The sequence below is a fragment of the Tolypothrix campylonemoides VB511288_2 genome (genome assembly GCF_045999855.1).
GTDB classification, from domain to species: Bacteria; Cyanobacteriota; Cyanobacteriia; order Cyanobacteriales; family Nostocaceae; genus Scytonema; species Scytonema bouteillei_A.
In genome coordinates this window covers 63,784-85,129 of the sequence record NZ_JBFPMW010000008.1, presented here as the reverse complement: position 1 = coordinate 85,129, position 21,346 = coordinate 63,784, and the positions used below count along the sequence as shown (strand labels likewise).

Annotated in this window: 16 protein-coding genes; 9 read left to right on the top strand and 7 right to left on the bottom strand. The window is 41.6% G+C overall.

Translation table 11 applies throughout. The features are described 5' to 3' along the window. Window positions 1-188 precede the first annotated feature (188 nt). The 3 genes from AB0756_RS23265 to AB0756_RS23255 all read left to right on the top strand — a co-directional run bounded on the left by AB0756_RS23265 (window position 189) and on the right by AB0756_RS23255 (window position 2,602). Window positions 189-1,010, top strand: a complete 822-nt coding sequence (locus tag AB0756_RS23265) for a GDSL-type esterase/lipase family protein (RefSeq protein ID WP_038091868.1) — start codon at window positions 189-191, stop codon at window positions 1,008-1,010. A 97-nt stretch (window positions 1,011-1,107) separates the two neighbouring features. Continuing rightward, complete coding sequence (locus tag AB0756_RS23260; RefSeq protein ID WP_237265942.1) at window positions 1,108-1,671, top strand: ATP synthase subunit I; 564 nt, start codon at window positions 1,108-1,110, stop codon at window positions 1,669-1,671. A gap of 151 nt (window positions 1,672-1,822) precedes the next feature. Beyond that, complete coding sequence (locus AB0756_RS23255; protein WP_038091866.1) at window positions 1,823-2,602, top strand: Rpn family recombination-promoting nuclease/putative transposase; 780 nt, start codon at window positions 1,823-1,825, stop codon at window positions 2,600-2,602. A gap of 63 nt (window positions 2,603-2,665) precedes the next feature. On the opposite strand, the gene AB0756_RS23250 is transcribed toward AB0756_RS23255, so the two are convergent. Beyond that, window positions 2,666-5,014, bottom strand: coding sequence for a putative PEP-binding protein (locus AB0756_RS23250; RefSeq protein WP_038091864.1), 2,349 nt, complete (start codon window positions 5,012-5,014; stop codon window positions 2,666-2,668). A gap of 159 nt (window positions 5,015-5,173) precedes the next feature. Here AB0756_RS23250 and AB0756_RS23245 point away from each other — a divergent pair, with 159 nt between their 5' ends. Continuing rightward, entirely contained in the window at window positions 5,174-5,635 is a 462-nt protein-coding gene (locus AB0756_RS23245; RefSeq protein WP_038091863.1) for an MgtC/SapB family protein, read from the top strand. 172 nt (window positions 5,636-5,807) lie between these two features. Here AB0756_RS23245 and recF read toward each other — a convergent pair whose 3' ends face one another. Continuing rightward, window positions 5,808-6,935 (bottom strand): DNA replication/repair protein RecF, encoded by a 1,128-nt coding sequence (recF, locus tag AB0756_RS23240; protein WP_038091861.1) that lies wholly within the window; start codon window positions 6,933-6,935, stop codon window positions 5,808-5,810. Window positions 6,936-7,111: 176 nt separating this feature from the next. Then, window positions 7,112-10,051 carry a cation-translocating P-type ATPase gene (locus AB0756_RS23235; RefSeq protein ID WP_038091859.1) on the bottom strand — a complete coding sequence of 980 codons (2,940 nt, stop codon included), beginning with the start codon at window positions 10,049-10,051 and terminating at the stop codon, window positions 7,112-7,114. A gap of 335 nt (window positions 10,052-10,386) precedes the next feature. On the opposite strand from AB0756_RS23235, the gene AB0756_RS23230 reads away from it, so the two are divergent. From AB0756_RS23230 to AB0756_RS23220, 3 genes are all read left to right on the top strand, one after another. Beyond that, complete coding sequence (locus AB0756_RS23230) at window positions 10,387-12,066, top strand: transglutaminase domain-containing protein (protein ID WP_038091857.1); 1,680 nt, start codon at window positions 10,387-10,389, stop codon at window positions 12,064-12,066. A gap of 273 nt (window positions 12,067-12,339) precedes the next feature. Further along, window positions 12,340-12,615 (top strand): hypothetical protein, encoded by a 276-nt coding sequence (locus AB0756_RS23225; protein ID WP_202048653.1) that lies wholly within the window; start codon window positions 12,340-12,342, stop codon window positions 12,613-12,615. Between the two features lie 124 nt (window positions 12,616-12,739). Continuing rightward, window positions 12,740-13,081, top strand: coding sequence for a hypothetical protein (locus AB0756_RS23220; protein ID WP_038091893.1), 342 nt, complete (start codon window positions 12,740-12,742; stop codon window positions 13,079-13,081). Window positions 13,082-13,144: 63 nt separating this feature from the next. Here the strand turns inward: AB0756_RS23220 and AB0756_RS23215 are convergent, their stop codons facing one another. Continuing rightward, window positions 13,145-13,972, bottom strand: a complete 828-nt coding sequence (locus AB0756_RS23215; RefSeq protein ID WP_038091891.1) for a PD-(D/E)XK nuclease family protein — start codon at window positions 13,970-13,972, stop codon at window positions 13,145-13,147. A 326-nt stretch (window positions 13,973-14,298) separates the two neighbouring features. Between AB0756_RS23215 and AB0756_RS23210 the strand changes: the two genes are divergently transcribed. Beyond that, window positions 14,299-14,574 carry a LapA family protein gene (locus AB0756_RS23210; protein WP_038091855.1) on the top strand — a complete coding sequence of 92 codons (276 nt, stop codon included), beginning with the start codon at window positions 14,299-14,301 and terminating at the stop codon, window positions 14,572-14,574. 2 nt (window positions 14,575-14,576) lie between these two features. Here AB0756_RS23210 and AB0756_RS23205 read toward each other — a convergent pair whose 3' ends face one another. Beyond that, the gene (locus AB0756_RS23205) at window positions 14,577-15,536 is read right to left on the bottom strand and encodes an alpha/beta hydrolase family protein (protein WP_038091853.1); all 960 of its coding nucleotides are present in this window, start codon (window positions 15,534-15,536) and stop codon (window positions 14,577-14,579) included. Window positions 15,537-15,766: 230 nt separating this feature from the next. Here AB0756_RS23205 and AB0756_RS23200 point away from each other — a divergent pair, with 230 nt between their 5' ends. After that, on the top strand, window positions 15,767-16,360 hold the full coding sequence (locus tag AB0756_RS23200; protein ID WP_038091839.1) for a class I SAM-dependent methyltransferase: 594 nt from the start codon (window positions 15,767-15,769) through the stop codon (window positions 16,358-16,360). 299 nt (window positions 16,361-16,659) lie between these two features. Here the strand turns inward: AB0756_RS23200 and polA are convergent, their stop codons facing one another. Both polA and AB0756_RS23190 read right to left on the bottom strand, forming a co-directional pair. Then, window positions 16,660-19,614, bottom strand: coding sequence for a DNA polymerase I (gene polA, locus AB0756_RS23195; RefSeq protein ID WP_167844751.1), 2,955 nt, complete (start codon window positions 19,612-19,614; stop codon window positions 16,660-16,662). Window positions 19,615-19,690: 76 nt separating this feature from the next. After that, the gene (locus AB0756_RS23190) at window positions 19,691-20,503 is read right to left on the bottom strand and encodes a DUF4114 domain-containing protein (protein WP_038091835.1); all 813 of its coding nucleotides are present in this window, start codon (window positions 20,501-20,503) and stop codon (window positions 19,691-19,693) included. Window positions 20,504-21,346: the final 843 nt, after the last annotated feature.

Here is a 21,346-nt window from a genome sequence, read left to right as displayed (position 1 = left end):
GATTTGATATCAATTGGGTAAAAGCCTTCAAGGGGAAAACTTTTCGGTTTAACTAAAGGAATATTAATCTGTTCTCTAAACTCCTAACTACTCAACCACGAACAACTTCTTTACAAAGTAAGGTTGTTTCACAACTATCTACTGACTTGGATAATGTATTTATTGGAGAGTAATCTATAAAATCCGTAATGATTATCCAAAATCAAGCCCGTTATTTGTTAGACACGAATAAGAGTCGCAAATGCACAAGTAAAAAAACATTTAGAGGTCTGTGGGGTTATTTAGGTATAGCCGCCATAATATTATGTTTTCTCCCAATTAACGCTGCTACTGCGGCTACGAAAGTGATGTCCTTGGGCGACTCTCTCTGTGAGGGCAATATTGCTGTTTTGCGTAGTAAGGTAGCCAGTACCAAATTTGGCTCTACTATAGATTGGGTAGGAACCAAAAAAGACGGTGCATATAAGAAGGACCCAGATCACGAATGCCATGGTGGGTGGTCGGCGGCGCAAGTTTTGCAACAACCGGGTGCAAAAGTTCGTCTTCCCTCTTGGGAGGGAAAGCCGGGAAGCGTTCGGAACTGGGTTCAAGACACTAAGCCTGATGTCGTGCTGATGATGCTCGGTACCAATGATTTCTTTGGCACTGATGTTAGAGGGGATAATACCTCTAGCGTTCTGACAAAATCTCTTCAAGGGATTATTGATGAAATCTTCTTGATACGTCCTAATGCCAGAATTGTAGTCGCCTCAATTCCCCCCTTTAAATGGGATGTTCAAAAGGGCGTTGATGCCAATAAAACGAGAACTGCAGCTAACGCATTTCTTAAGAATCGTGTCAAAGAACTTTCCCAACAAGGAAAGCGAATCATCTTTCTTGATATGCATGCTGCAATAATTACTCGCATGAATCGGGTTGATGTTTTTAATAGTGATGGCGTTCACTTTAATGATGAGGGGAATAAGTTTGTTGCCGAGATGTGGACTCGCGCTCTAAAAGATATACTTTAATATACCCTCATCCCCAATCTTTCTCCTAACGGGACAAGGGCGTTCTTTCCCTGACTCCTGATTCTCTACTCCCTACTTTCCAACATTTGAGGAAATTATGTTAAGACTCCACAGCGCTATGCTAGAACGCTCTTCATTAATCGAGTTAGAGCAATTACACTTAGAGGGCTTTTCTAGAATTAATACAATTAATACAGATGAGACTGCGAAAAGCGATCGCATCTTATCTGAAGACATTAAACCAACACAAAAAATCGACGCGGAAACTCAATCTGTTTCTAATGAGATAACAGACACGGGTTCCTCAATGGAAGAGTTTTACCAACTCGCGCAAGAGTTGCTGTTCATAACTCTTGCCTTGATAGGAATTTCTTTTGGCTGCGTGTGGTTTTTTTATTCTGCCAACATTGCCTTAAACTATTTAATTGGGGCTTGTGCGGGGCTATTGTACTTGAGGATGTTGGTTAAAGATGTAGAGCGATTGGGCTCAGAAAAAAAACAACTTAGCAAAGCTCGCTTCGCTTTGTTGATAGTGTTAAGTATATTGGCAAGTCGATTGGAGCAATTGGAAATCCTGCCAATATTTTTGGGGTTTCTTACCTATAAAATCACAATTATGCTTTATGTGATTAGGACTTCCTTACCGTCTTTCTCTCGCTAATTTAAACTCCAATTTACTCTCACTAAAGCTTTATTATCCGCAACCCCGACACCATACAATTTGTCGGGGTTTTAATGTTTCCAAAACAATTGAGAATGGTTACACGTATATTTTATACTTATAAAAATTCGAGCTTAGATGTACACAATCAATGACAGCAGATCCATTATTTTATGAAATCTTCAAAGAAATTCCAGAGTTATTCTTTGAATTCATTGGTCACTCAGAAACAGACCCCAGTATTTACAAATTTAGCGCTCAAGAAATTAAACAGAGAGGGTTTCGTTTAGATGGGCTGCTTTCAACCCCAGAGACTTATCCAGATGAGCCAATCTACTTTATAGAAGCGCAGTCTTATAAAGATGATAATTTCTACAACCAATTTGTGGCAAAAGTCATTCTTTATTTAACCCAATATCAACCTCCCAATAAAACTTGGTACGCTGTCATCATTTATAATACAAAAAGTAATGAAGGCAATTTTCCAGAATATTTAAGTTTTTTTAAAGCACATTTACGTTGCTTCTACCTTGATGAGTTGGCAAAAACGCCCAATCAGTCGTTAGCAGTGGGAGTTATGCGTTTAATAGTCGAAAAGAAAACGCCTTCAAAAACCGGAGAACTCGCCAGAAAACTTATGAGTCAAGCCCAACAGGAGCTAAGCAATGCCATCTTGAAGGAAAAGGTTTTAGAATTTATTCAAGCAGTGGTCATTGATAAGTTTGCTAACTTAAGTCGGGAGGAAATAGCAACTATGCTAGGTTTAGATTCTTTAAAAAATACGAGAGTTTATCAAGAAGCGAAACAAGAAGGTATACAGACGACTAAGCTAGAAATGATACCAATCTTATTAGAGCTAGGGTTAACGATTGAGCAGATTGCGGAACGCTTAAAGCTAGACGTGGAAACTGTCCGAAAAAACGCTCAATAGTAAAACCCGCTTGACAACAAGCTGTTCACAGAAGGGACACTTGCTTTGCAAAGTGTCTTTACCTCATCCTTCATCCTTCAGTTGTCGTCGCGCTGCTTCCAAAATCACCCTTTGCTCAGCACGCGCGATCGCTCTATATGTCTGTTCTACTGCATCTGGTTCTACAGAGATAGAAGTAATACCCCATCGCACCAGTTGCTCAATAATTTCAGGATATAAGACGGGTGCTTGTCCGCAGATCGAACAGGGAATATTTGCCTTTTGTGCCATTTGGATCAGCTGGGCGATCGCATCCATCACAACGGGATGGCTTTCATTAAATGCTTTTGCCAAGTGTCCTTGTTCTCTATCGACTCCCAGTAAAAGTTGTGTTAGATCGTTTGTACCAATAGAAATTCCTTGTACCCCAGCTCTAACATATTCTGGCATTAAGAAAAGAACGCTGGGAACTTCCGCCATAATCCACAATTGGAACTGTCTTACCTGAGTTAACTTCGCCTGCTCAACTTTTTGGCGACAAAATGAGAACTCTTCGACTGTGCGAACGAAAGGTAACAAAAGATGAATATTGCTATAACCTGCTCTCTGTACCTTTGCTAAAGCTGCTAGCTCTAACTCAAAAACTGTAGGATTTATCAGGTAACTATAGGTACCGCGCTCTCCCAATACCGATTGTATGGCAGTCGGTGAACTGTTTTCTAGCGATTGCAGTTCGTGCGATCGCCAATCTAAAGATCGATAAAACACGGGTTTTGGTTCAAAAGCACGGGCAAATTGGGCGATCGCATCGTACCACCTTTCCAATAATTGTGCTCGTTCTCCTTCCCCAATCCAAACACTGGGGTGTTTTCCTTCCAATATATTGAGAACCATCAGCTCCGATCTTAATAACCCTACACCATCCACAGGTAAAGTATGTACCTTTGCGATCGCGCTGGGTTGACTCAGATTTACAAGCAGTTGAGTCGCAATAATGGGTAGCTGTAAAGAATGAGAGAAAGTTAGAGACTGAGGAAGCCCTTCCAAACTTTGGACTTTGAATTTTTCATTTTCAACTGGTGCGTCCTCTTGTTTTATTTCTTCTTCTCCTCGTGCAATATGATAAATTTCTCCCTTATCACCATCTATTTGCAATCGTTCCCCTGTTTGAATGATTTTTGTGGCATCTTTTACACTAACTACCGCAGGGATACTTAATTCTCTGGCAAGAATAGCCGCATGACTGGTTAACCCTCCTTGCTCTGTCACAATCCCCGTCACATATTGTAGAAGCGATAACCAATCAGGAGTTATGTTTGGTAAAACCAAAATCGCTCCATTGGGTATTTTTTCTGGCTTTAATTGTGAATTATTAATAACATAAGCATTTGCTGACACCCGTCCTGTTGCTGCAGCCAACCCTTTGATTGGGGAGACATTAGGAATAGCAGATTGAGGAGTACTGATGTGTGTTATGTACAGAACTCCTGTTGTGCTTTCATTAGAAATCGTCCATTCTATTGTGAAGTTTGCACCTATTTCTTTAACTAGCTGACCTGCTAGATGAACGAGTTGCTGTAAATATTCCTCTGTCAGTGCATATTGTTTTTGTTTCTCTTCTGCAAGCAGGTCAGTTACAATATAGGAAGCTTCAGACATCATAATTGATGATGCATTAGAGGTTCGGTAAGCTATAGTTTTATTACCTATTTCCCGTTCTCGTACATTGCCAGTATCTGGTTGGATGTAAAAAACATCTGGTAAAACTTCTCCTTGAGAAATTGACATTCCCAATCCCCAAGTCGCCAAAATTTCCCATTCTGAAGAAGTGGCATTTAGTACACCACTCGCGATCGCATTTCTGAAAGGTTGTACCAAAACTCCTAAATTGATTTGTCTGAGTTCGACTCCCGCCCATTGCCAGTAAAGTAAACTCTTAGCGCGAAACATTTGGCTCCAAGCTTGCTTCAAAGCAAATGCAATAGCTTGTTCGTTATACGAACAAACTTGAGCTTCGAGCAGTCCAGATACATTACCCAATCCCTGTTTTGCAGTTGGCGCGACAACAGAGGGTCTGAAAATGAGGAGATTGAGGTCTTTACTTTCTTGTTCTCTCACCGCTTCCAAGATAGCGCCAAGCAAACGCGGAGGTAAATTGGCTTGAGTAATTTCTTGACGAAAGCGCCTAGCCACTTGTTGAAGTTGACGCCAGTTTGCTACATCTAGATGAAAGGAAGAGTGAGGTAGATCTGCAACGAGTGCTTCTGAACTATTGAGAGTTTCTAAAAATTCCCGCAGAACTCCTGCTGACACCACAAAACCAGGAAGTACTGGATATCCTCGCTGTATTAATTTGCTCAACTGAAATGCTTTATCACCAACCTTGGTGCGGTCTTGTAGTTTAATTCGATCGAGCCAGTAGAGTTTGTCCACTCAATTACGTAATTATTGATGTAGCTATATAAAAAAATACGAACAGTAGTGATGAAAGTACTTTCAAGCAGAAAAGTATCTATCAGGATATTACCACCAGGCGTGGTGGCGATCGTAGTATACTAAAATTCTGAGCAAAAATGGAAAAGGATTATACAATTGCCCCCTATTTACTACATTGCATCAAATGATTGGTTAAACATAACCTTCAGACTGTGCTTTGCTTTGCTGATTGGGGCAATTGTTGGGATCGAACGTCAATTGACCCATAAACCTGCGGGTTTGAGAACTCATATGTTGGTGAGTTTTGGTGCTGCTCTGTTCAGTTTAATAGTCCTACAATCGAATGTATCTCAATCGGTGACTGGATCTGAAGCTCTATCACGAGTCATTCAGGGCATTGCAACTGGTGTAGGATTTATTGGTGCCGGAGAAATCTTACGTCAATCTTCTCACGAATCAAACCGAATGGAAATCCAAGGGCTAACTTCAGCAGCGGCTATTTGGGTTTCCGCCGCTCTCGGAATTGCTGCTGGTTCTGGTTTGTGGCAGCTTGGATTAATAGGAGCATTCTTATGTTTGTTAGTTTTAAGTGTTTTTAAACGATTTGAAAGACATTAGGCTAATGGCTAATGGCTAATGGCTAATGGCTAATGGCTAATGGTGAGACCAGCCCTGCAGGCGGGTTTCCCGCCGTAGGGGACTGGCGAACCCGAAGGGCGAACCCGAAGGGCTAATGGCTAATGGCTAATGGCTAATGGTTAATGGTTAATGGATGACTGACAATTAGCAATTAACCATTAACAACTTTCGATATCTGACCGGCATTGACAGAAAGAATTTGGGAAGAATTTAACCATTGTGAATCGAAGGAACCTAAATGCGTGGTGGTAATTAGCGTTTGAAAACGATCTTGAATGGCATCTAGAAGCTGGTTTTGCCGAGATAAATCTAACTCTGCTAAAACATCATCAAGCAAAAGTAAAGGTGGTTCTCCAACAACTTCCTCTATGAGTTGCAATTCTGCTAGTTTGAGTGCTAAAACTAACGTTCTCTGCTGTCCTTGAGAACCGTATTGACGGGCTGGTGTGTGATTGATGGTTAACTCGACTTCATCCCGATGGGGACCGACAAGACTAGTCCCTTGATGTAACTCAGCGACAGTTCTCTGTTGAATTTTGTTTAAAAAAGCTTGCTGGACTTCTTCTAAATTATTTTGCTCTAAAGGAACATTAGGAGAGTATTTGAGTTGTAAAATTTCCGTGCTACCACTAATGCTAGCATGCCATGCGATCGCTATGGGAGCAAGTCGCGTTAAGGCGCGATCGCGTCGCCTGATGACCCGCGTACCCGTAGTTGCTAACTGTGCGTCCCAAAGAGCTAACTCTTTTGGTTGGTGGCTCAGCCCTTGTTGCTGAACGCTTTTTAAAAAAGCATTGCGCTGTCGCAACACCTGATTGTACTGCTGTAATATGTGAGCGTAGACAGGTTCGAGTTGAATTAAAAGTGTATCGAGCCAATGACGGCGACCTTCAGGACCTCCACGAACTAAATCCAAATCCAAACTGGAAAACTGTACAGCATTGAGAACACCAAGAAAGTCCATATGACGCCTGAGATTTTCACCATTGAGGGAAACAGTACGACGACCGTTCCGACGCAGGATGATACTCAAATCACTTACCCCAGCTTGTCGCTCTAAAGACGCTATGAGTGCAGATGTTTCTTCCCCATCTCGAATTAAATCACGATCGCGTGCCATGCGGTGCGATCGTAATGTTGCCAGTAATTCTACCGCCTCCAACAAATTTGATTTTCCTTGAGCATTATTACCTACCAAAATTGTTTTAGGAGCAGTAAATTCAACCTGCTGTTCTTTGTAATTGCGAAATTGTCGGAGGAGAAGAGTTTTCAAGTACATAAGATTGAGAATTGCGTGACAAGGAAGAGGGGGTAGACAACAGAGAAGGAGCAGACAAGGGCGCACAAAATGAGGGGGTAGATAAGGGAGAAAATTCTACCTTGTCCTTCTTGTCTCCCTTGTCCTTCTTGTCTCCCTTGTTTCCCGTGTCTCTCGTCTCCCCTAACCCCCAGTCTCTAAACAACTTTCTTACCCGTCAATCGGAAGAAAAGTTTTTCCGCTTCAATCCATACAAACATTAAGGCACTAAAGCCAAGACAAATTGCCAACTCTGGCAAACTTAAGTAGTGAGTTCCAAAGAAAGCTTGTAGAGGAGGTACGTAAACAAGCAACAGTTGCAGAATAGATGTCACAACAACAGCAGCTAGCACGTATGGATTGGAGAAGGGGTTCATCTCAATGGTCAGTTGGGAGTTAGAGCGAATTGCTAATGCGTGACCCATTTGGGCAATACACAGCGCAGTAAACACCATCGTCTTCCAACGGTCAGGATTGAGATCCGGACCCGTCACGACCTTAACGTGATTGTAAGCCCATGCCATGAGAATAATAGAAATGATGGCAAAGACAATACCAATCCGAATCATGTAAGAACCCAAGCCTCGGGCAAAAATGCTTTCACGAGGACTGAAGGGCGGGCGTTTCATCACATCAGGTTCTGCAGGTTCTACAGCTAACGCCAGAGCTGGTAATCCATCTGTTACAAGGTTCATCCACAGAATTTGCAGTGGTGTTAGAGGTACACCTCCGAGTCCCATAATGGGTGCTGCAGCAATTGTGATCACCTCGCCTATGTTACTACCAAGGATGTATTTAATAAAACGGCGGATGTTTGTGTATACAACTCTACCTTCCTTTGTAGCGGCGACAATTGTGGCAAAGTTGTCATCAAGGAGTACCATGTCACTGGCTTCTTTACTCACATCGGTACCGGTGATACCCATGGCAATACCAATGTCAGCTTGTTTGAGGGCTGGTGCATCGTTGACACCATCGCCTGTCATGGCGACAAATCGACCCCGGCGTTGCAGTGCTTGAACGATGCGAAGTTTGTGTTCGGGGGCGACTCGAGCGTAGATGCTCACCAAATCAACTTGTTCTTCTAGTTCTTTATCGCTCATTCGCTGCAATTCTTGACCTGTTAAGGCGCGATCGCTTTCTTGAGCTATACCCAAATCCACAGCAATGGCGCGTGCGGTGAGTTGGTGGTCTCCAGTAATCATGACCGGGCGGATTCCTGCATCTCGACATTCTTGCACGGCATCCCTTACTTCCGGACGGGGTGCATCAAGCATTCCTATTAACCCCAGCCATACCAATTCTTTCTCGGATTCTTCATCTGAACCTTCCGGTGGTATTTCGGTAAGAGGTTTGTAAGCAAAACCCAAAACCCGCAGACCTTTACTTGCCATTGTGTCATTTTCTGTCAGAATTTGACTGCGTTGTCCCTCCTCAATCGGGATGGCGCTATTCCCTATATAAATACGAGTACACCGTGCAAGTATTAACTCTGGCGAACCTTTGGTAAACATTAAGTAGCGTTCTGACGGTTGCAGTAAGTGACTGACGATGGGGTCAACTTCTGCGATAGGCGAGACTCCTGTTTCTACTTGCTCTGCTTTACAAATTACACTCATGCGCTTGCGTTCTGAGGAGAAGGGGAACTCTGCAACACGAGGCAATTTGCTATCCCATTGATCCTTTTCAATTCCTCCTTTTGCAGCAAGTGTTACCAAAGCACCTTCTGTTGGATCGCCTAAAATCCTCCACTGTCCTTTATCTTGTTGCAAAAAGGAATCATTACACATGGTACAGGCAACAAGCAGCGCTTGGAGCGCTGGATACTCCTGTGGCTCAGTTTTTCGATCTTGAAGTTGAAACTCTCCCACTGGGTCGTAACCAGAACCTGTAACGCTCAAAAATTGGTTATTTGTATTTTGTAGCGATTGCGGTGAGTGGTTTCCATCTTCAGAAATCAAATCCCTACTGGGGCTTGAACTGGAATTAGAAACATTTGTGTAAACTGACTGTACTACCATCTTATTTTGCGTGAGAGTCCCGGTTTTGTCGGAACAGATGGTTGTGACGGAACCTAAAGTTTCTACCGCAGGTAGTTTCCGAATTAAGGCGTTGCGGCGTACCATTCTCTGTGTTCCCAGTGCCAGGGTAACGGTGATAACTGCGGGTAAGCTTTCTGGGACTACAGCAACTGCCATACTGAGAGAAACTTCCAATAATTCTTGTAAGTTACCTCCCCGGAGAAGACCAATTCCAATGACAACGACTACTAGAATTAAAGAACCTGTAACCAGGACATTACCAAGTTGGGTCATCCTCTGTTGTAGGGGAGTTGGTTCGCTTTCTACCGCTTGCAACATGGAAGCAATTTTACCCAATTCGGTTTGCATCCCGGTATTGGTTACGAGAATTTTGGCTCGTCCTTGGACAATTTCAGTCCCTTGAAAGACTAAATTAACGCGATCGCCCAAGGAGGTTTCTTCTGGCAATGTAACTTTTGCCTGTTTGTTTACTGCTTCCGCTTCACCTGTTAGCGCCGATTCCCGTATTTGCAGGTTGGATTCTTCGATCAAACGCCCATCTGCAGCTACGTGTACGCCAGCTTCTACTAACATCACATCTCCTGGCACTAACTGTTGAGCTGGCACCTCTACTGGTCTGCTGTCACGCAGGACTCGCACGTTAGGTGATGCCAGTTTTTTCAACGCTGCTAGGGCTTTTTCTGCACGACTTTCTTGTACGTAACCAAGTATACCGTTCAGTACGACAATCGCTAGAATGGCGATCGTATCTTTAAATGGTAATTCCCCAGGTTTCAATGTGCCTTGCCGCCAAGATATCAGGTCCAGAACCCCAGAAATTATGGCTACGGCAATCAGCATCAACAACATGATGTTTGTGAACTGATCTATCAGAATCCGCCACGCACTGCGTCCTGCAGTTTCCTCTAGTTCATTTGGACCATATTTTTCCAGTCGCTGTTGTACTTCTTGGGGAGATAAACCAGTCTCTGCGTTTGTTTTCAGCAGTTCTAGTGATTTATCAACTTCTAAACTATGCCAAGCGGCGGGTTGTTCGGGTAGAGAATGAGCGGACATCGTCTCGGTCACAGGAAATGGTTACAAACTTCGATCATAGATGAGCAAGGGCTGGAAAACCATCAATATAAAGTTACATTAGGTTTGAAGCCAAGCCTATCAGTACTCCTGATAGTTTTCCATGTTTTCTACAGGAAATATACACATTTTTACGACTTAAGAAGAATTTCATAATACAAAATATCGATAATAATGCGATTGGGTACTGGTGTGTGGGAACTGGGTACCGATATGTGGCAATTGGAATGTGAAATGACTTTTACAATCCCAGTGTCCCTAGTTTCCAATCCCTTTTAATTCCTAAAATGTTAAACATTTGAATAAATTAGTTTAATATGACTTTTGCACTCCCCAGTTTTCCTATTAACCAAATGATTGGGCAAAGGACAATTCGACCCCATAGCGCTGCCGCCCTCTGTGGCATTACCTTTATCCAGGATACACTCATTGCTATTGATACTGCTAAAGGTCATTTGCTCTCAATTGACCCCCATTCTGATAATACAAAAGTTCTCAATCCCCATCAAAACCGTGAATTTACGGGTGTTACCGGGATTGCTGTATGGGATGATACTCTTTGGCTGACTCGGGACAATAGTGTCTATTTGTGTAAGTTAGCATCGTTGGGATTGGAGCACTTTGTCACCTTGCCATATCCTGCGGATGGTATTGCTGTTTGGGAATCTACTGTCTATGTCAGTTCTCAAAAGCTGGGGGATATACTGGTTTTCGATCGCAATACACGGAAACAAATTACTAAGTTTTACGCACCTGGAGTAGGAATAGAAAATTTGGCAGTGGATGAAGAAACGCTGTGGGTTTGCGATCGCACGGAGCAAAGTGTCTACTGCATCGATCGAGCAACTGGGGGAGTTCAATTTAGCGTACTAACCCCGTTTGACGAGCCTTCAGGTATAGCAATTTACAAAAATACCGAGACTGGGGAGAAAACTCTCTACATCGCCTATGCTTCTGAGGAACCCTATGTCCGAGATAACCCAAATGCCGACCCCAGTCACGAGCTATCATATCGCGATCGCACTTTTATTCATCCCCTACATTACCATTACAATCGAGAAAAACGCTATGCCCTCTCTAACGGCTATCTCTTAGAAATGTCTTACGTAGAGGAAATTGCGCCTTTAGATGAAGTTTATATCCCAGAGGTAGAATGGCGCATCGCTTTGCCATCAGAAACCGACCGCCAAAAGGTGAAACACGTAGAATATATTGGTTTGCCTTTTACAGAAGACATAGTCGATGGACAACGAGTTGCTGTCTTTAAATTTGATGCTTTGACTCCAGGCGAACGACATTTATTTGGTTGGAAGGCAATCTTAGAAGTCCGAGGAATTAAGTATCGTCTCACTCCGTCAGATGTAGAAGATCTTGACGAACCTACACCAGAACAGCAAGAGCGTTATTTAGTAGATAATGACGATTTGGCAATGGATACTAACATTGTCCGTCGCGCCGCCCGTGAAGCCATTGGAACGGAAACCAACTTGCTGCGAAAAATGTATAGCATTCGCAACTACGTTTATGATGAGTTGTCCTACGGTATTAAACCTCACATAGATACACCAGATATTGTTTTAGAAAGGGGTGTGGGTTCCTGTGGAGAATATGTGGGTGTTTTGCTGGCTTTATGTCGATTAAATGGGATTCCCTGTCGGACTGTAGGTCGATACAAATGCCCCAGCTATGCTGAGTACCAGCAAGTTCCCATGCAGCCCCAATACAATCATGTTTGGCTGGAATTCTACGTACCTGGTTTTGGTTGGTTACCCATGGAATCCAATCCTGATGATATGGGTTATGGCGGACCCTATCCCACCAGATTTTTCATGGGTTTGGGTTGGTATCACGTTGAAATTGGCAAAGGTATTTCTTTTGAAACTTTGACGAGTAAAGGTGCAAAGCTGACAAAAGAAGATGTTTCTATTGGGGAGTTGGCTATCAATCACATTCGTTTTACAATTCTCGGAGAATTACCTCCTTTCAGCGAGCAGTGAGCAGTAACCAGTAACCAGCAAGACTTACGCATAGCCCTCGTTTTTAACCTGAGTTCGACCCTTCATCTCGATTCGGTGGCTTTTCATCTCGTTCCCAGGCTCCGCCTGGGAATGCCTTTTTAGAGGCTCCGCCTCCTGACACTTGTGGAATGAGCTTTAGTTACTCTGCAACGGCTTCAGACACACTGTCTTCCGGACTATACACGTGCGAGCGCGGATTCTCAGCATGAAGCTTGTCGAGATAGGCGTGTAAAGCTTCTTCATTTAGGGAAAATGACAGCAAGCAGTTGTTTGTTAGAACCATTTCGCAATCAACCAAGCAGAACAGAGGTGCGAAATTGCATACTAAAGCTATTTTCGTACTTTGGAGAATTGCAACGGAGAGCAAAGAGAGAAAGAACTTCTTTCCCAGAGGAAGATTTACCCCGTTTGTGGATTTTAGCGACTTCGGCTTCCGATAATTTGTTAGAGAGTTTTGGCGCTAAACTAGAGTTAAAAAATTGGTTACAAGGAGTGTATTTTCTAAATGAGTCATTTTTATTCTTATAAATACGTATTTTCTCGTAATATTTAACAAATAATAAAACTTAAAGAAAAGATACGTAAAATTTCGCAGGCATATACAGGCAGAAGCTAAATAATATCAAAATTAGCTTACTTTGCTATGAAATGTATGAGTAAATTGTCGATCAAAGTTACAGGCTTGGTTCTACTACTGATTTGCGTTTACTATCTCGTTCAAAATCTTATATTTGCTAGTAGATATCATAGCTTTTTTTATCAAAGCTTCCCTGCTACTGGCTCAATGTTAGCATTAATTTTGGGTATTTTTACATTAATTTTCTTTCCCAAAAATACAGACAATCTCGGATGGATTTTATTGGGAATAAGCATGGTACTAGCTTTGTTAAGCGGAGGAGTTATCTTCCAAACTACAAGTTTATGGAATTTCTTTGTTGCTTTCTCAGCATTATCTGTAGGGTATAAACTCCTTGATGAAGGTAGATTGCTTTAGTTTTTATCGGTTTCATGAATGAAAAAGGAATTGGGTGTGGGAAATTGGTTTCTTACCCAACCTCTAACTCCTATTTTCGGAAGGTTTCACTGCGGAAAACTCGCAGATTGAGTTAAACGGGCAAAACCGACAGTGATAGCCGGGTGTTGGTGGAAAAATATCGCTAAATTTACTGTGTTTTTCTTGATATTTTTGCAAATCTTTTTGGTGTTTTTTAGCAATCTCCGATAATTCACGTTCAATAACGTCTAATTCTTTCTTAGAAACACTTATGATTTCCGAAGTTTTACAAAGTTCTAAATTGTAAAATGAGGCGATCGCCTCATACTGAGGATAGAGATAGCGAGCTGCTACTAGATAGACTAGTGCCTGTCTGCGATCGAAGGCAGATTTACCAGTTTTAAAGTCTACAATATGTAAAGTGCGATCGGACTCAATAAAGATGCAATCCATTGCAGCATACAAGCGAAAGCAGTAATGCTGCTGTTTCACAAAAATTGGTTTGGGAAAACCTTCATCACCACGGGTTAGCAAAAGAATACGTTTGCCCGAAAGCAAAGGAGTACTGTGATATTGGTTTAAAATTTGCAGAACTCGTTGCTTAACTTCATCTGTAAAGTGACTTAATTTCAGCAGTTGTGCAACTTTTTGTACGCCATCTGATTGCTTTAATAAATGTATCTGGTGATGAAATTCATAAACACCTTTCTGTGCTAGCAAGCCAATGCGTTGGGAAGCCGTCGCTTTTGCCATCAGAACTTTAACCTGAGGTTCGTGCTGCCGTGCTTTAATAAAACCGCGTCTCATTTGGCAATGCGAACGTTGCCCCACGGCTGGGGCAATTAAAGACCAAAGGTGATAGCTGGCAAAAGGCTGCTCTGAAATTAACATTGCTTTGACGCTTTGGCTTGGGCTGTAAGCCAAAATCCAACACGGTAAGGCAAGAAAAGATCTCTCCCCAACCATGCGGATTCTGTGAGTTCAGAAATTACTGATACTATTGTGGCAAATTATTAGAGATGTATCAGATGCTCTGTCACGATCTAGTAACCTTTCCAACTCAATTTCTACGTTCTCTCTCAACTCAGAGTCTGTGTCACTTACGTGCTTCTTGCCCAATAGAGCGCAATGTATTAAAAGTTATTACGATAAATGAAGAATTTGTTAAATAGAGTGAATGCCCACTACTAACTTCACATTCATCAACAAACAGGACTATGAAAACTGTAGCAAATTTACTGACATCGATAGTTGTAGCGAGCTGGGTGATGGGGATAGCAATCCTTTCAGTACAAAATGCCGAACCCGTATCATTAAAATTTCTGAATTTTAGGTCCGTTCAAATTCCCGTTGGTCTAGTTCTGGCTTTCTGCGCTGTTGTGGGAATAATTGGTACGGCGCTGCTGCAACCCCTATGGGGTCTTGCGGTTTCGGGGCAAAGAAATTCTCCAGAAGAAGATGATGCTGAATTTTTTACTGATGAAGATTATTAAGATTATCCCTGCCAATCTTCTAGTTGTGTCATTAAAAAATAACGCACGTGGTCAACAAATGTTCGCCCATCATTTGTATAGCCATGTCCCAATCCTGGAACAACATAACAAGCACCATCGGGAAAACGTTGAGCGCAAGCACGCGCATCTTGAACGCGAACCATGCGATCGCAATCCCCTACCAAAAATCGAGCGCGACGCGAAGGGTTAACTCGTTCAACGTAAGTCATGGGGTTGCACTCTCGGCTGTAGCGATCGCCATCTTTTAGCTTTTTCGCGACTTGCAAAACCTCGAGCCTGGGCTTTAAATCCGGTCGGACTTGTCTGAGGAGACCACCCAAGGGCGAAGCCGCCAAATCGGGCAATATATTGTAACCCCAGCTTTTGCCGAAAGACTGTAGGTTGGTATGACCAATTGTTCCCAACAATCGATCTCCAATCCCCAGAGACGTAAAAGCATACCCCGTTTGTAAAACTCCCATGCTGACGCCAAATAGTGCTAGTCGGCTATCTGTCAAACCGTAACACTGACAGCAAAAATTACGTACCGCGATAATGTCACGGGCTACACATTGAAAAATCCGCAACAAAAGTTCTGTATCAAACGCAATATTTCTCTCAAGTAACGGCTCAATCTCATTTTCCACCAAAGCGGTGAATGTGCGTACCAGACTGCGTTCGCCTGCAAAAGGAGTCTCAACCAAAGCAACAGCTATACCCATTTGCGTTAGGGTTGGCACTATAAAAGCATTCCAGCCATATGGAGCGGACATTCCTTGCAAACCTATAACCAATGGCGTTTGGTCTGGCGATCTGTTATGTGGTAAAAAAATTGCAACTGGAAAGCCGCTTAACTGTTCGTCAATGTCCTTCACTCCAGTTAAGTTAATTGGTTCGTCAAACCAATAACGATCGCCGTTAATACCATCAAAAGTAATTAGGTTAGATCCGTATACAGGCACGATTTTAATAAAAACTAAGAGTAAGATACTCAATACGTAGCATAAATTGTATAAATTTTAAATGCTTTAAGAAAAAATACGTAAATTAAAAATTTACGTATTTTTTTAAATAAATATTAATATTATCTTAATAAGAGCTTTAAGGTACTCTTGTCTAATATACGTATACTTACTGCGTAAGTAGTTACAGAGATTACATAGTCTTGCAAATATCAATAGTGTATTCCACCATGTTGACAAACCCCCAAACGATTTTGAAACGCTTGCAGGTTGTTACCAACACAGTTCTTGGTAAAGAAATGCCTTTAGAGACTCACGATCGCTACATTTTAGAACAGAAAATAATTCCTTATTTTCTCGAACGAGAAGAGTTTGCCAAAATTTTATTCGTAGGATGCGCTCCCTACACAAAACACTATGAGAAATGGTTTAGAGAAAAAGAATATTGGACAATTGATATTAATCCAGTAAAGACAATCTATGGAGCCAAAAATCACATTGTTGGTTCCATGAGCGAACTGAGCGATCGTTTTCCTGAAAACGATTTAGATGTTATCTTCTGCAATGGCGTTTTTGGGTGGGGATTGAACGAGCGAGAAGAAGTAGAGAAAGCATTTGCAGGTTGTTATCACTCTTTACGAAAAGGAGGGATTTTAATTATTGGTTGGAATGACGTCCCAGAGAGAAAACCATTTCCTCTAGAAACTTGTGAAAGCTTAAATCAGTTTCAACCTTATGAGTTTCCCCCTCTTTCTACTGCATTTTATGTCAACTTGACTGATGAATCAGACAAGCATAGATATAGTTTTTATGTTAAGGGTTAGTGGTTAAGATTAACTAGGACTTACGCAAAGCCCCCCTTTTTAAGCTACGGTGGTGTACAGATCTCTATAAAAGAGATGAAACATCGTGAAAAGGCAGAATTGAAATTAAGTTTCCCCCTTTTTTAAGGGGGGTTAGGGGGGATCGAAACCGCAAGAATACACTTTAGAAGACTTGTGTACACCACCCTAGCTTTTTAAGGAGAGATGGGGGATCGGCAACGCGTAAAATACCTAAAATACCGTTGAAGTTGCGTAAGTCCTGTTAACAACTAATAACTAACAACCAACCCTTATCAAGTCTATTTTGTCTCCATCCAATTTTCACCTGCACGCGCCTCTACAAGCAATGGTACAGATAGAGAGACTGCATTTTCCATTGTAGATTTAATAACGCTTTGCAGTTCTTCCCATTCCTCTGGTGGAACTTCAAAAACAAGTTCATCATGAACTTGTAGCAACAACCGGGCCTTATAATTCTGCAAAATATCGTGCAGTTTTACCATTGCGACTTTAATAATGTCAGCGCTAGAGCCTTGAATTGGCGCGTTGGCTGCAGCACGTAGCAATCCTGCATCGTATGGACCCAGATTCTTATATTTGCTGAGGTTTATATCTACAGGATTGCTACCTTTAAGATCGCGCAAACTATTGCTTGTAAAGTCAAAGTATCTCCGACGCCCAAAAATAGTTTCTACGTATCCTTGGGTAACAGCTTGCTTTTTCACAAACTCCAAATACTCAAAGATTTTAGGATAGCGGTTGTTAAACCGTTTAATAAACTCGTTAGCATCAGTTTTTTCTACCCCTGTAGAACGGGAAAATCTCTGAGAACCCATGCCATAAATTACACCAAAGTTGATAGTTTTAGCTAACCTTCGCTCATCTGATGTGACATCTTCTTTTTCAAAAATCAGCTTTGCTGTCACTTTATGAATATCCTCATTATTCTGATAAGCTGCAACTAAGACAGGTTCTTGACTCAAATGGGCTAAAATTCGCAACTCAATTTGTGAATAATCAGCAGCTACCATTAAGTAACCAGATTCAGGTATGAAGGCTTTGCGAATCTGACGGCTAAAAGCGGTACGAATGGGTATATTCTGTAAATTTGGATTGGAAGAAGACAAACGACCTGTAGATGTTGCTGTCTGGTTGAAGCTAGTGTGTACTCGTTTAGTATCCTCACGGACGAGTTCGGGTAATGCGTCTACATAAGTAGATTTCAATTTAGATAGGGTACGATACTCAACAATGGCATCTACAATTCCCGTTGTATCAACTTCTCTCAATTTTTCTAGTGTTGCAGCGTCAGTAGAATAACCTGTTTGGATTTTCCGGGAATGTTTAGTGCTTAACTTCAATTTGTCAAATAGTATTTGACTCAATTGTTTTGGAGAACCTAAATTAAATGTCTCTCCTGCCAAATTGTAAGCCTGTTGTTCAAACTTGGCTAAATCTGTTTCTAATCCACGGGATAGTTCTTGCAGATAAGCAGTATCTATACGAATTCCCCTGTACTCCATCTCTGCTAAAACTGGTTCTAGTGGTTGTTCTACTTTTAGTAATAAATTTTCTAAAGACCTATTACTTTCTGTATCTAAAAGACTGTTAGTAACATCAATTTTTTCGAGTTCTTCACGCAATTTTGGGACTAGTTGAAATGTGGTGTAAACATCCATACCACAGTAATTAGCTACGGAAGGGATATCTAAATCGGCAATAGTTTTTCCCTTAGGAACTAACTCAGAGTAACTCATTGCTATTAAACCCAAATAACGTTGGGATAAGCTACTAAGATTGTGGTTTCCATCTGGGTTTAAAACATAACTGGCTAGCATGGGGTCAAAGACAACTCCTGCAAGTTTTATTCCCTGACAGCGAAGAATTAAACGGTCAAACTTAGCATTTTGCAAAGTTTTAGGGTAATTTGCACTTTCAAGAATTGGGCGGAGTGCTTCTAAAGCTATTTCTAGCTCTAAATTTTCTCCAGTTTTATGACCGAGGGGAATGTAAGCGACTTCATCTGGTTCCGTTCCCCAACAGCAACCAATTCCTACTAAAAATGCATCTCTTGGTTCTAAATCGCTGGTTTCCGTATCCCAAGCAACAGGGTATTTTGGGTCTGTAAACTTTTGTAGCAGGTTGACTAATTCTGTTAGTTTTGCTGGAGTATCTACGATCCGGGGATGAATTGCAGAATCTGTCGGATTTTGTTGGGATGCTTCTGTATCTTCAGGACTAAAAAACCACACATCTTCACCTTCATAGGTGGGGAGTGGAAATGAGGTTGCGTCTGGTTCCTCTGTGCTTTCTGATGCTTCTTCAACCGTTCCGCCAAACTTTTGTTGGAGTTCGTTAATTTTGCCTAAAAAAGTTTTAAATTCTAGCTTTTCTAAAATTGGAATGATGTTATTAGTATCAAACCCTTTGAGAGTGCATTCCTCTAAATTAATTTCCAAGGGTACATTTAGAACGATTGCTGCTAAATAGCGAGATTTTTCCGCGTCTTCTTTACCTGTTTCTAATTTTTTCTGAGTTGCACCTTTTATTTGTCCCAATGAAGCATAAATTTTTTCTAGAGAACCATACTCCTTAAGCAACTGGACTGCTGTTTTTTCCCCAATTCCTCTGACTCCGGGAATATTGTCTGATTTATCACCGCAAAGGGCTTTGTAATCTACGACTTGGGATGGTTCAATACCCAACTTCTCTTTAACTTGTTCTACACTAAACTCGCTGATACCAGCATTGGTATTGCGTTTGAGAGCATCTGGGCTGAAATACAAAACGCTAATGTCTTTGCTGGGGTCAATAAGTTGGTATAAATCGCGATCGCCCGTCAGAATTTTGACTCTATACCCCGATGCTGCTGCCTTTTGTGCTAAAGTTCCCAACACGTCATCTGCTTCATACCCAGCAGCAGTGACAATTTTTAGATTCAACGCGTCCAGTAATTCTTGCAGGTTTTTTAGGTCAGGAATAAAATCTTCTGGTGTCCCCGGACGATCTGCTTTATACGTGTCGTCAGCTTCATGACGAAAAGTTGGCAAACCCAAGTCAAAGGCTATTGCCATTGCTTGGGGCTGTTCTGTTGCCATAACCTCTAATAGAGATTTCAGAAAGCCGAAACACACACTTGTGGGTATCCCTGTCTTCGTCCTCAATCCACCATCTTTTCCTTTCGCAAAGGCAAAGTACGAACGAAAGGCTAGGGAATGCCCATCTACAAGAATGAATGTGGGGTGTGTTTTCATTAAAAATTTGGAAGCTAACTGATGTTTGAGTGATACATATATTCTAACCAGTTGCTTCTACAAGGATCGTCATTTGTCACTGGTCATTGGTCGTTGATTCCCGACGGCGCAATGTCATCACACCCGCCGCCGACGCTGCTAACAATGCCATTGCAGTTGCAGGTTCGGGTACGGATTCGATGTTATCTTTACCAACATCAACAACGAACACAACGTCATTGAAATCGCGATCGGAAGAAATGCCTTCTGGTCCGGGTAAATCTTCAAAGCCTATTAATAAGTAATCATCGATTTCATAAGCAACTAAATGCTCTAATAAATCTGGATTTTTTGTTGGGTCTGCACCGTAAACAGGTCCATCAGGATTGTTAAACCCATCTGTTTTCATAAAGAAGTTGAGTTGCGATCCACCTGCTACTTTACCAAGCTCAACATAATCTCCAATATCTAAAGTCCCTGGGTTTTCGCCAAGCTGACACGCTGAATTCGCTGCTTGAGAAATGTCACAGGATACATCATTAAAAAGCAAACCTTTCTGAGAATTATTGCCTTTTACAGCTTCATAAGCTAGCTGGTTTTTATAGGTAGCACCTTCATTGAGAAACCAAATACGAACATTACTTTCGTTTTTCAAGCGAAGTTTTGTAGGGTCTAGTTTGGTTAATTTATCTTCTGGAATCGCAAGAGATTCTGGCTGTACGTACTTTTGATACTCAGAAATCAGAGTTTGAAATCCTGAAGTATCAGTTGACTTATCTTGTACCTCATAAGTTTTTGTCCAGTCACCCCAGGTAAACGTACTAGCACTTGCAGGAGCGACAGTAGAAAATACACCAGCGACTGTAGCGGCGGCGGCTATAAGTTTCTTTAGCTGATTTTTATTTATCATAAAACTCCTTTATAATTTCTTTTCAATTAAGTTAAATAATTGTAAATCTAAGCTTTTGAGCTACTGATTTCTACGTAATGTTTAAGCGTTACTCATTATTATTACGCCCGTGATTTTCTACGTCTACACTTAAATTTCATCTTCGCTAACTCTTTATCCCTAGGGTTTTTACTGAAAAAATTATGTAAAATTAGTGTAGTTTTCCGAAATCAAAACTGTCTCAAGTGAAGTCATGGGAAATTTCGCTCGAAGTAGATAATCGGGCAACAGGTATGAGGTATAGTTAAGATATGATTTGTTGCTCCATATCCCTTCTTACAATTCAAAACCCCAACTTCTTTGAGAAGTTGGGGTTCTTGCTCTTTGCGCCTATGAGAACAAATGCACTCAAGTCTTAGAAATATGCGATCGGGCTTGAGCCCTACTTGTATTCGTTCATATATATTCCTTGTTAACTGCCAAAATGGCACTAAGAGAATTACAGGTTTTTCCTCTAAATAAATATATTTCTGACGCAATCTTTCCCTATTCGCACCCTACAAATTAGCCACAGGTCGGACGCCAGTAGAGGTCATTCACTCCACCATGGAAAAAGCTTGCGCCCAAGCAGTTTCTAAAAAAGATCTTCAAATCGAAACTCAAAAATATCAGGATAAGCAATCCAAAAAGAGCTAACACTCTGGGAATACGCAGATCGTGGTACAAAAGATTCACCTCCCAGAATCTCTGAGAAAGCGGGCTTAATTATGGAACAACTTAGCGAACAAAATAACGAGCCCTAATGTTTTGTTATCGAAGAGGCGGTTTTATTATTATTAGAGGAATTTCAGCAGATGATTCTCG

Coding starts and splice junctions, on each gene's coding strand:
- recF (WP_038091861.1), bottom strand. CDS start 6,935: ATGTACTTGAAAACTCTTCTCCTCCGACAATTTCGCAATTACAAAGAA.
- AB0756_RS23230 (WP_038091857.1), top strand. CDS start 10,387: ATGACTTTTGCACTCCCCAGTTTTCCTATTAACCAAATGATTGGGCAA.
- AB0756_RS23225 (WP_202048653.1), top strand. CDS start 12,340: ATGACAGCAAGCAGTTGTTTGTTAGAACCATTTCGCAATCAACCAAGC.
- AB0756_RS23220 (WP_038091893.1), top strand. CDS start 12,740: ATGAGTAAATTGTCGATCAAAGTTACAGGCTTGGTTCTACTACTGATT.
- AB0756_RS23235 (WP_038091859.1), bottom strand. CDS start 10,051: ATGTCCGCTCATTCTCTACCCGAACAACCCGCCGCTTGGCATAGTTTA.
- AB0756_RS23215 (WP_038091891.1), bottom strand. CDS start 13,972: ATGTTAATTTCAGAGCAGCCTTTTGCCAGCTATCACCTTTGGTCTTTA.
- AB0756_RS23200 (WP_038091839.1), top strand. CDS start 15,767: ATGTTGACAAACCCCCAAACGATTTTGAAACGCTTGCAGGTTGTTACC.
- AB0756_RS23255 (WP_038091866.1), top strand. CDS start 1,823: ATGACAGCAGATCCATTATTTTATGAAATCTTCAAAGAAATTCCAGAG.
- AB0756_RS23210 (WP_038091855.1), top strand. CDS start 14,299: ATGAAAACTGTAGCAAATTTACTGACATCGATAGTTGTAGCGAGCTGG.
- polA (WP_167844751.1), bottom strand. CDS start 19,614: ATGAAAACACACCCCACATTCATTCTTGTAGATGGGCATTCCCTAGCC.
- AB0756_RS23190 (WP_038091835.1), bottom strand. CDS start 20,503: ATGATAAATAAAAATCAGCTAAAGAAACTTATAGCCGCCGCCGCTACA.
- AB0756_RS23260 (WP_237265942.1), top strand. CDS start 1,108: ATGTTAAGACTCCACAGCGCTATGCTAGAACGCTCTTCATTAATCGAG.
- AB0756_RS23265 (WP_038091868.1), top strand. CDS start 189: ATGATTATCCAAAATCAAGCCCGTTATTTGTTAGACACGAATAAGAGT.